Source organism: Mycobacterium sp. (assembly GCF_049673265.1).
In the GTDB taxonomy this organism is placed as follows: domain Bacteria; phylum Actinomycetota; class Actinomycetes; order Mycobacteriales; family Mycobacteriaceae; genus Mycobacterium.
On record NZ_JBATXN010000160.1, the window covers coordinates 1 to 11,709 of the forward strand.

7 protein-coding genes and 1 pseudogene are annotated in these 11,709 nt (G+C 65.4%); 6 read left to right on the forward strand and 2 right to left on the reverse strand.

All coding sequences use genetic code 11. The features are described 5' to 3' along the window. The coding region (locus tag WBF82_RS05625) for a CHAD domain-containing protein (RefSeq protein WP_424382095.1) at window positions 1-1,324 on the reverse strand (1,324 nt) is incomplete at its 3' end. 9 nt (window positions 1,325-1,333) lie between these two features. Next, the gene (gene panB, locus WBF82_RS05630; RefSeq protein WP_424382101.1) at window positions 1,334-2,173 is read right to left on the reverse strand and encodes a 3-methyl-2-oxobutanoate hydroxymethyltransferase; all 840 of its coding nucleotides are present in this window, start codon (window positions 2,171-2,173) and stop codon (window positions 1,334-1,336) included. Between the two features lie 184 nt (window positions 2,174-2,357). Here panB and WBF82_RS05635 point away from each other — a divergent pair, with 184 nt between their 5' ends. From WBF82_RS05635 to WBF82_RS05660, 6 genes and pseudogenes are all read left to right on the forward strand, one after another. Further along, complete coding sequence (locus WBF82_RS05635) at window positions 2,358-3,749, forward strand: WS/DGAT/MGAT family O-acyltransferase (RefSeq protein WP_424382096.1); 1,392 nt, start codon at window positions 2,358-2,360, stop codon at window positions 3,747-3,749. 61 nt (window positions 3,750-3,810) lie between these two features. Continuing rightward, window positions 3,811-5,379, forward strand: a complete 1,569-nt coding sequence (locus tag WBF82_RS05640; protein WP_424382097.1) for an alpha/beta hydrolase — start codon at window positions 3,811-3,813, stop codon at window positions 5,377-5,379. 80 nt (window positions 5,380-5,459) lie between these two features. After that, entirely contained in the window at window positions 5,460-6,968 is a 1,509-nt protein-coding gene (locus WBF82_RS05645; protein WP_424382098.1) for an alpha/beta hydrolase, read from the forward strand. Between the two features lie 38 nt (window positions 6,969-7,006). Beyond that, window positions 7,007-8,344 (forward strand): type I glutamate--ammonia ligase, encoded by a 1,338-nt coding sequence (gene glnA, locus WBF82_RS05650; protein ID WP_424382099.1) that lies wholly within the window; start codon window positions 7,007-7,009, stop codon window positions 8,342-8,344. A 62-nt stretch (window positions 8,345-8,406) separates the two neighbouring features. Next, window positions 8,407-11,385 carry a bifunctional [glutamine synthetase] adenylyltransferase/[glutamine synthetase]-adenylyl-L-tyrosine phosphorylase gene (locus WBF82_RS05655; protein WP_424382100.1) on the forward strand — a complete coding sequence of 993 codons (2,979 nt, stop codon included), beginning with the start codon at window positions 8,407-8,409 and terminating at the stop codon, window positions 11,383-11,385. A 32-nt stretch (window positions 11,386-11,417) separates the two neighbouring features. Continuing rightward, window positions 11,418-11,709 (forward strand): annotated as a pseudogene (locus WBF82_RS05660) (PaaI family thioesterase); the annotation flags it as partial.

Consider the following 11,709-nt stretch of genomic DNA (forward strand, 5'->3'; position numbering starts at 1 on the left):
TGTCCTGGTGATCGCCGAGCAGAGACTGTATTTCTTTCGCCCGCTGCGACACCTTCGCCACGCCCGTCGCAGCTGCGGTGTAGCGAAGCCGCTTGGCGCGCTTGCGGATTCGATGTATCGCATCGTCGCGGTCTTGGTCACCGGCCCGTCGTGCGGCCTTGGTGGCCTTGCGAACCTTCTTACCGGCAGCGGCGACCAGTACTGAGGCAGGCTCCTTTTCGGTCGGCGGGGCTGTCGCGATCACCGCTTCCAGGGCGTCGAGCAGACGGAAATATCGCGGTGAACGCAACGCGGCCAACGAATGCCGCAGCCCGGTCCGATAGCGGTATTCGGCGCCATCGACCAATCGTTCCGCGACGGGGCCGCGGACCAACTCAGGCGGCAATCCGTCTAAGGCGTTGCGGTAGCGTTCGGCCAACACTTCGGCGTCTCGTGCTTCCCCCAAGGTATTGGCCAGCTCGCGCAGCTCGTCGAGGATCGACGTGTCATCAGGGAGCGCAAACGAATCCGGCGACGCCTGTAACAGGCTGCGCATCCTTCGAGTGGTCACCCGCATTTGATGCACGGCGTCGTCGGCCTCCGCGCGCACGGCACGATCCCACACCAGCAGCTCGTCGAGCTGCTCTGCCACCGCCCGGTGTATCGAGTCGGTCGCAGGTAGGCCCTTCGGTGTCGTGCCGAGCACCCGCGCCAGTTTGGAACCGTGCCCCGCCGGCCTTGCGCCGGCGCCGAGCAGCCGGTCGCTCAGCTTGTCCAACAGCTCGGTATTCGCTTCGGGCTGGGTGAGTTCGAGCTCCCACTCCCGCCATCGCTGCTCGACTTGGGTAGCTTCGGGGCTGGCTGTCCGCGAGGCGGTGACCTGGTCGTCGCAGAATTCAGCAACCACCGCATCGTCGGTGCCGTGGAGGTGGTAGACCTCCCGCGTGGTGGTTATTCGTGCGACCGGGCTGAGCGGGCGGTCCCGGACAATTGCCAGCACGACGTCTACCAACTCCGTCGGCACATCTTCGTGGCATTCTTCGTCGCTGCCGTCCGTGCTATCCAGCGGTGCGCGCACCTCGGTGCGGGCATCGGGTCCCGCCGGCAGCTTCAGATGCCAACCGGCATCCTCACCGCCGGTGCGACGGCGCAACGTGATTCGTCTGGATGCCAAATCACCCGCGGGCGTGTCGAAGTAGACAGCATCAAGGGTCTGCGTCGCCAGCCGCTCCACCCTCAGAATGTCGGCTATACCGGCGAACGATGGTGAGCTGGTGGACTCGCCGACGTCAAACTTGCGCTCGACCTCCAGGTAACGCGACGCGGTCGGGGCGCTCTCAGACACCGGTGGTGTTTAGAAGCTGTGCTCGTCGGCAGGAAAGGTCCCCGACGCGACTTCGTCGGCGTATTGGGTTGCCGCGCGGCGCAATTCGCTTCCGATGTCACCGAACCGCTTGACGAACCGGGCCGTCTTGCCGCTAGTCAGCCCGGCCATGTCTTGCCAAACCAACACCTGGGCATCGCAATTCGGCCCTGCCCCGATTCCAACGGTCGGGATGGTCAACTTGCCGGTGATCTGGGTGGCCAACTCGGCCGGGACCATCTCCATCACTACGGAAAACGCACCGGCCTCGGCTACGGCGATCGCGTCGGCGATGGTTTGTTCGGCGGCGTCGCCGCGGCCCTGCACCCGAAAACCGCCGAGGGTGTTGACGCTTTGCGGGGTGAAGCCGATGTGGGCCATCACCGGGATACCGGCGGCGGTCAGCATGGCGATCTGCTCAGCGACGCGCTCGCCGCCTTCCAGCTTGACCGCATGTGCGCCGGCTTCCTTCATGAACCGGGTCGCGGCGCTGAGCGCCGCAGCCGGTCCGGCTTCGTAACTTCCGAATGGCATGTCTGCCACCACCAGAGCGTGCGGCGCGCCCCGCACCACGCCGCGCACCAGCGGAATCAGCTCGTCAATTGAGATCGGCACTGTGGTGTCGTAGCCGTAAACGACGTTGGCGGCCGAGTCGCCAACCAGCAAAACCGGTATACCGGCATCGTCGAAGACTCGGGCAGTGGAGTAGTCGTAGGCCGTCAGCATGGCCCACTTGTGGCCCTCGGCCTTCATCTTCTGCAGGTGATGAACGCGGACCTTCGTCCGCGGCGCAGTAGTGGGGTGAGCCCCATAAACAGCGTGCTCAGACATCATTGTCCCTAGTGTGGTCGGGTCGATCCTCGTGGCCCAGCAGGGTCCCCGGGTTCGTCTGACTTGACCAGTCTGCCACCTCTGGCCGGGTAAATGCACACACCTGGCCCAGTGGACTTCCTCACACCGGTATCCATCCGACGATTCCGTCGACCGCCGTGCGGTCCCGACATACCATCGGCGAATGCAACGGCTAAGCGGACTCGATGCCAGTTTCTTGTATTTGGAGACACAATCGCAGCCGCTGCATGTCTGTTCGATTCTCGAAGTCGATACGTCGACGATGCCGGGCGGCTATACCTTCGACCGGCTGCGCGACGAGTTGGCGGTCCGAATCAAGGCAATGCCGTCGTTTCGGGAGAAGCTCGTCGATAGCCCGCTGAATCTGGATCATCCGGTTTGGGCGGACGACAACAACTTCGACGTGAGCCGGCACCTGCACCGCATCGGGCTGCCGCCACCGGGCGGGCGAATCGAATTGGCCGAGATCTGCGGTCATATCGCCAGTTTGCCGCTGGACCGCAGTCGACCATTGTGGGAGATGTGGGTCATCGAAGGTGTCGCCGGCACCGATGCCCAGCAAGGCGGACGTCTTGCGGTGATGACCAAAGTCCATCACGCCTGCGTGGACGGCGTCACCGGCGCAAACCTGATGTCGCAGCTGTGCAGCACCGAACCCGACGCGCCCGCACCCGAACCGGTGGAGGGAGCTGGTGACGCCAACCAAATCCAAATCGCGGTCAGCGGGCTGGCGAAGTTCGCATCCCGGCCGCTGCAGCTGGCCGGTGTGCTGCCGAAAACCGTGTCGTCGGTGTTCGAGACGGTGTTACGGGCACGAAGCGGCCTGAGCATGGCTGCCCCGTTCGCTGCGCCTCGGACCACGTTCAATGCCAGTATCACCGCACACCGCAACGTCGCCTACGCACAGCTGGATCTCGAGGACATTAAAACCGTCAAGAGTCATTTCAACGTCAAGGTCAACGACGTGGTGATGGCGCTGGTATCCGGCGTGCTGCGGCAATTTTTGCTCGACCGCGGCGAGCTGCCGGATTCGTCGTTGGTGGCGATGGTGCCGGTATCTGTACACGGCCGGTCTGATCGCCCTGGGCGCAACCAGGTTTCGGGAATGTTCTCCCGGCTGGAAACCCAGATCGCTGACCCCGCTGAACGGCTCAAGTCCATCGCTGAAGCGAATTCTGTTGCCAAGCAACATAGTTCGGCCATCAGCGCCACACTTTTGCAGGACTGGTCGCAGTTTGCCGCGCCGGCGGTGTTCGGTTTGGCGATGCGTGCTTACGCTCGCACCACGCTGACCAAGAGTCGGCCAGTGCACAACCTCGTGATTTCCAACGTGCCGGGTCCGCAGATGCCGCTGTATCTGCTGGGCAACGAGGTCAAAGCGATGTATCCGCTGGGGCCGATCTTCCACGGTTCGGGGCTGAACATCACCGTGATGTCGCTCAACGGCAAACTCGACGTCGGCCTGATCGCCTGCCCCGAGCTGGTGCCGGACTTGTGGGAACTGGCCGACGACTTCGCCGTCGGGATGGAAGAACTGCTGCTCGCGACCCATTAGGGCGCCCGGCCGCCCGTGCGGCAACCACGACCACTCGTCAGCGCATGGCAGCATGTTGGGCATGGGTATCCCTCGCCGCGACAAGGTCGCGCGCACGATGCTGATCTGGACCGTGCTGGCGGTGGTGGTGGCGACAGTCGCGAGCTGCACCCACGTCGTGGCGGGGCGCGCACGGCTGGCCGGGCCGAGAATCGGGCAGCCTGTCGAGTGGGGGCCGTGTCGTGTCGCAGGCGGCGGCGGGACCTCGATCATCAAGATCCCCGGTAACGGGCAGTGCGGCAAGCTGGCGGTGCCCATCGACTACCGCCACCTCGACGGTGACGCCACGACGTTGGCGCTGATCAAGTTTCCGGCGACGAGAAAGAAGATCGGGTCGCTGGTCGTCAACCCCGGTGGACCGGGCGAGTCGGGCGTCGAGGCCGCACTGGGCCTTCTGCAGTCGCTTCCACCTCGGATTCGCGAACGGTTCGACCTGGTCGGATTCGATCCGCGGGGGGTCGCGGCGTCGCGACCGGCGATCTGGTGCAACTCCGACGCCGACAATGACCGGCTGCGCACCGAGCCCCAAGTCGACTACAGCCCGGCGGGCATAGCGCATATCGAGGCCGAGACAAAAGAGTTCGTCGGCCGTTGCATCCACAAGATGGGCAAGAATTTTCTGGCGCACGTTGGAACCGTCGACGTCGCTCGTGATTTGGACACCATCCGCGAAGCGCTGGGCGACAGCAAACTCACGTTCTTGGGTTACTCATATGGAACCCGAATGGGCGCCGCCTACGCCGAGGCATACCCGAAGAATGTCCGGGCGATGATCCTCGACGGTGCCGTGGACCCGAATACCGACTCCGTCGAAGCAGATCTGCGACAGGCCAAGGGTTTTCAGGACGCGTTCAACGACTTCGCCAAAGATTGCGCCAAGTCTCCGTCGTGTCCGCTGGGCACCGACCCGGCCAAAGCCGTTGACGTCTACCACAGTTTGGTCGACCCGCTTGTCGACAAGAACAATCTCATGGTCGGCAGGCCGGCACGCACCAAAGATTCCCGCGGTCTGAGCTACAGCGACGCGATCGTGGGCACGATCATGGCGTTGTATTCACCGACCTTCTGGCATCACTTGACCGAGGGATTGACCGAGCTGGCCCACCATCGCGGCGACACTCTGCTCGAACTGGCCGATCTGTACATGCGCCGCGACAAGCACGGTCACTACACCGACGCCACCGACGCCAGGGTGGCGATCGACTGCGTCGACGATCTGCCGGTCAAGGATCGAGCCAAGGTCATCGACGAAGACCGCCGCTCGCGCCAGGTTGCACCGTTCATGAGCTACGGAAAATTCACTGGCAACGCCCCGTTGGGCACGTGCGCGTTCTGGCCGGTTCCGCCGACCAGTAAGCCGCACACCATTTCGGCTCCCGGCCTGGCGCCGACGCTGGTGGTGTCGACCACCCGTGATCCGGCAACGCCGTATCAAGCCGGTGTCGATCTGGCCAACCAGCTGCACGGCGGTTTGCTTACTTACGACGGCACCCAGCACACGGTGGTGTTCCAAGGCGACAGCTGTGTCGACGACTACGCGACGGCCTACCTCCTCAACGGCACTCTGCCGCCGGAGGGGGCGAAATGCTAAGACCGCGCAGGAGATAACGAGACCAAGGTGTGACCTTTGGGATCACTACCCGTGGCCGAGGCGTGGGACGATTGGCAGCCATGTGGCGCATGAGACGTTTGTTCTCTGCGCTGCTTTCTTTGGTGCTGGCGACAGCGGCGGCCGTTGCGACCATCCCGATCGCGCCGACGGCAAGTGCGACTCTGACCTGGGGTAACTGCGGGCGGTTTCTCAAACACCCGGACGACGTTCCCACTGCGCAGTGCACGACCGTTCCGGTCCCCATCGACTACGCCAATCCCGGCGCCGGCCAAGCTCAGCTCGCCGTCATCCGAATTCCGGCGACCGGTCCGCGGATCGGCGCACTGCTGGTCAACCCGGGTGGCCCCGGAGCGTCGGCGGTCGACATGGTCGCCGGGATGGGAGCGCAGCTGGCGGGCTCCGAAATCAGCCGCCGCTTCGATTTGGTCGGATTCGATCCCCGCGGTGTCGGCCACTCCACGCCGCCGCTGCGCTGCCAGACCGACGCGGAGTTCGACGCATACCGCCGCGAACCGATGGTCGACTACAGCCCACCGGGCGTCGCGCACATCGAAGATGTCTATCGACAGCTCGCGCAGCGCTGCCTCAACCGCAACGGCTCAGCATTCTTGGAGAACCTCGGGACAGCGTCGGTCGCACGTGACATGGACACGGTGCGCCAGGCGCTGGGCGACGACCAAATCAACTATCTCGGCTTTAGCTACGGCACAGAATTGGGAACCGCATACGTCGAGCGGTTCGGCGATCATGTGCGGGCGATGGTGCTGGACGGTGCGATCGACCCCGCCGTCGGCCCAATCGACGAGAACATCAACCAGCAGGCCGGGTTTCAGACCGCGTTCAACGATTACGCGGCGGATTGCGCTCGCTCGTCGGACTGCCCGCTGGGCACCGACCCCAACCAATGGGGCAACCGCTTTCACCAACTCATCGATCCGCTGGTGAACAAGCCCGCCCACACCTCGGATCCACGCGGGCTGAGTTACGCCGACGCGGCCACGGGCACCATCAACGCGCTCTACACCCCGCAGTTCTGGAAATTTCTCACCAGCGGTCTGCTCGGTCTGCAGCGCGGCACCGATCCCGGCGACCTCCTGATGCTGGCCGACGAGTACTACGACCGCGACGACAACGGCCACTACGACAACTCGCAGGACGCGTTCAACGCGGTCCGCTGCGTCGATGCGCCCGCGCCGACCGATCCCGCGCCCTGGGTCGATGCCGATCGCCGCATCCGTGAGGTCGCGCCGTTCCTGTCCTACGGGCAGTTCACCGGGTACGCGCCGCGCGATTTGTGCGCGCTCTGGCCGGTGCCCGCGACGTCGTCACCCGCGCCGGCAGCGCCCGTCGCGCCGGGCAAGGTCGTCGTCGTCTCCACCACCCACGACCCGGCCACCCCGTATCAGGCCGGCGTCAACCTGGCCCGCGAGCTCGGCGCCGCCCTGATCACCTACGAGGGCACCCAACATACGGTGGTATTCAACGGCGACCAATGCGTCGACGGGGCGGTGGTCAGCTACCTGGTCGACGGGGTATCGCCGGGAAACTTGCGGTGTTCGGCGCGGTAGTAACACGGAGTTAACTGGCTTTGCATATTGTTCCAGGTATGGACCGACAAAAGGAATTCGTGCTCCGCACGCTGGAGGAGAGGGACATCCGCTTCGTCCGGTTGTGGTTCACCGATGTGCTCGGCACCCTCAAGTCGGTCGCGATCGCGCCCGCCGAACTCGAAGGCGCTTTCGAAGAAGGTATCGGCTTCGACGGGTCTTCCATCGAGGGCTTTGCCCGCGTCTCGGAATCCGACACCGTCGCCCACCCCGACCCGTCCACCTTCCAGGTGCTGCCATGGACCACCGCTTCCGGCCACCACCACTCGGCGCGGATGTTCTGCGACATCACCATGCCGGACGGCTCACCGTCGTGGGCCGACCCGCGCCACGTCCTGCGTCGCCAGCTCAGCAAAACCAGCGACCTCGGCTTCTCCTGCTATGTGCATCCGGAAATCGAGTTCTTCCTGCTCGAGCCGGGCCCCGAGGATGGCTCGACGCCCATTCCGGCCGACAACGCCGGCTATTTCGACCAGGCGGTGCACACCGCCTCCAACTTCCGTCGCTATGCGATCGACGCGCTGGAGTTCATGGGGATCTCGGTGGAGTTCAGCCACCACGAAGGCGCACCCGGACAGCAGGAGATCGATCTGCGCTTCGCCGATGCGCTATCGATGGCCGACAACGTCATGACGTTCCGCTACGTCATCAAAGAGGTCGCGCTGGAAGAGCGGATGCGAGCGACGTTCATGCCCAAGCCATTTGGGCAATACCCCGGCTCGGCCATGCACACCCATATGAGCCTGTTCGAGGGCGAGGTCAACGCGTTTCATAGCCCTGACGATCCGCTGCAACTGTCCGATGTCGCCAAGTCGTTCATCGCCGGGATTCTCGAGCACGCAAGCGAGATCAGTGCGGTTACCAACCAATGGGTCAACTCCTACAAGCGGCTGGTGCTCGGCGGGGAGGCACCTACCGCCGCGTCGTGGGGGGCGGCCAACCGGTCGGCATTGGTGCGCATTCCGATGTACAGCCCGAGCAAAACCTCCTCCCGGCGTATCGAGGTGCGCAGCCCCGACTCGGCCTGCAACCCGTACCTGGCGTTCGCCGTGCTGCTGGCTGCCGGGCTGCGCGGCGTCGAAAAGGGCTACGTGCTGGGTCCGCAAGCCGAGGACAATGTCTGGGACCTCACGCCCGAGGAGCGCCGCGCGATGGGCTACCGCGAGCTACCGTCTAGTCTCGACGAAGCACTTCGCGCGATGGAGAGTTCCGAGCTGGTCGCAGAAGCCTTGGGGGAGCACGTGTTTGACTTCTTCTTGCGCAACAAGCGTCAGGAGTGGGGCAACTACCGCAGAAATGTCACGCCCTACGAGCTGAAGACTTACATTTCCTTGTAGTTCTTCGCGCCCCCGGCTGGCGCGATCGCTTCGTCAAGTCCTAGGCAATCTGCGCTACCGTCGTGGTCGTGGTTCAACCCGTTACGGAGCGGTCGAAAGTACCCAGCGTCGGCCGGCTCGGGTTAGTCGATCCGCGCGCGGCTGCCAACCTGGCGAAGTTGGGCTGGAACACCGAAGCGCATGTCGACCTGCTGTGGTCGCTGTCGCGCGCACCGGACGCCGATGCCGCGCTGTGCGCGATCATCCGGCTTGCCGAAGCGCTCGGCGACGACTGGGACGAACTCAATGCGGCACTGCTGACCGACCGCGGCCTGCGTGGTCGGCTGTTCGCGCTGCTCGGGTCTTCGCTGGCGTTGGGTGATCACCTGATCGCCAATCCCCAGGCGTGGCATCTGCTGCAGGGCGATGTGAAGCTGCCGTCCACCGAGCAGCTGCGAGCCGCCTTCACCGAGTGCGTCGCGGACACCTCAGACGGCCTGAGCTCGGTGCCGTTGCGGCTGCGCATCCTCTACCGCAACCGGGTGATGGTGCTGGCCGCCCTGGATCTGGCGCCAACCGTCGAGAACGAACGGGTGCTGTCTTTCGCCTCCGTCGGTGCCCATCTGAGCGATATCGCCGACGCCGCGTTGGCGGCTGCGCTGACCCTCGCCGAGGCAGGCGTCTGCGGCGACGCCACACCGCCCCGGCTGGCTGTCATCGCGATGGGCAAATGCGGAGCGCGCGAATTGAACTACGTCAGCGACGTCGACGTGATCTTCGTCGGCGAGCATGCCGACGCGGTCGCTGCCCGCGTCGCCGGCGAGATGATGCGGGTGGCGTCTGAGGCCTTCTTCCAGGTGGACGCCGGGCTGCGCCCGGAGGGCAGCCAAGGCGAGCTGGTCCGCACCCTCGACTCGCATATCGCCTACTACCAGCGCTGGGCCAAGACCTGGGAGTTTCAGGCGCTGTTGAAAGCCCGGCCCGCCGCCGGCGACGCCGAACTGGGCAAGCAGTACGTCGCCGCGTTGATGCCGATGGTCTGGACCGCTTGTGAGCGTGAAGATTTCGTGCCCGAGGTTCAGGCGATGCGGCGGCGGGTGGAGCAACTGGTGCCCGCCGACATCCGAAGTCGCGAGATCAAACTCGGCAGCGGTGGGCTACGTGATGTCGAGTTCGCCGTGCAGCTGCTGCAGCTGGTGCACGGTCGCACCGACGATTCGCTGCACGTGGCATCGACGATGGATGCGCTGGCAGCCCTGGGGACCGGCGGCTACGTCGGCCGGGACGACACCGCCAACCTGACCGCGTCCTACGAGTTCCTTCGGCTGCTGGAACACCGGCTGCAGTTACAGCGACTCAAACGCACGCATATGTTGCCCGCCTTCGACGACGACGAGGCGCTGCGCTGGTTGGCGCGGGCCGCTCATATGCGACCCGACGGGCGCTTCGACGCGCTGGGTGTGCTGCGCGAAGAGCTGAAGCGGCACAGCCTGCGGGTCTCCCGGCTACACGCCAAGCTGTTCTACCAACCGCTGCTGGAATCGCTTGCGCCCGAAGGCCTGGAGTTCTCGCACGGCATGACGCCAGAGGCGGCGGAACGGCAGCTGGCCGCGCTCGGCTACGACGCTCCGCAAAGTGCAATGACCCACCTCTCGGCGCTGATCAACCAGAGCGGTCGCCGCGGTCGGGTGCAATCGGTGCTGCTGCCCAGGCTGCTGGACTGGCTGTCCGATACCCCCGATCCGGATAGCGGGCTGTTGGCCTACCGCCGGATCAGCGAGGCGATGGTCAACCAGCGTTGGTATCTGTCCACACTGCGGGACAAGCCGGCGGTCGCCAAGCGGCTCATGCATGTGCTGGGCACGTCGGCGTACGTGCCGGACCTGTTGATGCGCGCCCCGGAGATCATCCAGCACTACAGCGACGGGCCGGCGGGCTCGAAACTGCTTGAGGTCGACCCCGAGACGGTGGCCGGTGCATTGGTCGCCTCGGCGGCCCGGCAAACCGATCCGGTACGGGCCATTGCCGTCGCGCGCTCGCTGCGCCGTCGTGAGCTGGCCCGCATCGCCTCAGCCGATCTGCTGGGCATGCTCACGGTCACCGAAGTCTGTGTGGCACTTACCTCGGTGTGGGTTGCGGTGCTGCAGGCCGCCCTCGACGCGGTGATCCGCGCCAATCTGCCCTCTTCGGGTGAAGCCCCGGGTGTCATCGCGGTCATCGGAATGGGGCGACTGGGCGGCCGTGAGTTGGGCTACGGGTCCGACGCCGACGTGCTGTTCGTCTGCGAAGCTGTCGCGGGGGTCGAAGATTCGCAGGCGGTGCGCTGGGCGGCGTCGGTGGCCGAGCAGGTGCGGGCGCTGTTGGGCACCGCAAGCGCCGATCCGCCGTTGGAGATCGACGCCAACCTGCGGCCCGAAGGCCGCAGCGGCCCACTGGTCCGCACGCTGGCGTCATACGAGGCGTACTACGAGCAATGGGCGGAGCCCTGGGAAGTCCAGGCGTTGCTACGGGCCGACGCGGTCGCCGGTGACGCGGATCTGGGCCAGCGATTCCTGTTGATGGCCGACAAGACGCGTTATCCCGCAGGCGGGGTGTCCGCGGAGGCGGTGCTGGAAATTCGGCGCCTCAAGGCCCGGGTGGATTCCGAGCGGCTACCGCGTGGCGCCGATCCCAAGACCCACACCAAGCTCGGCCGGGGCGGTCTGGCCGATATCGAATGGACCGTGCAGCTGCTTCAGCTGCGGCATGCCCACGCGATCGAGGCGTTGCACAACACCTCCACGCTGGAGAGCCTGGATGCCATCGCCGCGGCCGAGCTGATCTCCGCCGAGGACGCCGAGCTGCTGCGGCAGACCTGGCTGACGGTGACCAGGGCCCGCAACGCGCTGGTCCTGGTTCGGGGTAAGCCGACCGACCAGTTGCCTGGACCCGGACGTCAGCTCAACACCGTCGCGGTCGCCGCCGGCTGGGAAAAGAGCGGGGACGGCGGCGCATTCCTGGACCACTACCTGCGGCTGACCCGACGCGCAAAAGCCGTCGTGCACAAGGTATTCGGTGATTGAGGCAGCCCCGAGTGCAGATACCCTACGAGGTGATGAGCGCCGACGAGCACGATCGGCTCGCTGGATTGTATGGTCCGCTGACCGACAGCGTGCGCGAGCTCATCGAGGCCACCCTTCGTACCGAGGCCGACCACGATGCCATCCAGGCCGCGCGGATCGCGATCCAAGCGGCGACGGACACGCTGCGCGGCAAGCAGCGCGATGAAACGCAGGTGGTGCGCTACGCGGTCGGCGGGCGGCCCGTCGTGTGGAGCAACGCGGTGATCGGCCTGCGCAACCCGATCGCGCCGCCGCTGACGATCCACCATGACGACGATGGCACCC

Excerpts from the sequence above, each read along its gene's own strand:
- panB (WP_424382101.1), bottom strand. The coding sequence starts at position 2,173 with ATGTCTGAGCACGCTGTTTATGGGGCTCACCCCACTACTGCGCCGCGG.
- WBF82_RS05635 (WP_424382096.1), top strand. The coding sequence starts at position 2,358 with ATGCAACGGCTAAGCGGACTCGATGCCAGTTTCTTGTATTTGGAGACA.
- WBF82_RS05640 (WP_424382097.1), top strand. The coding sequence starts at position 3,811 with ATGGGTATCCCTCGCCGCGACAAGGTCGCGCGCACGATGCTGATCTGG.
- WBF82_RS05645 (WP_424382098.1), top strand. The coding sequence starts at position 5,460 with ATGTGGCGCATGAGACGTTTGTTCTCTGCGCTGCTTTCTTTGGTGCTG.
- glnA (WP_424382099.1), top strand. The coding sequence starts at position 7,007 with ATGGACCGACAAAAGGAATTCGTGCTCCGCACGCTGGAGGAGAGGGAC.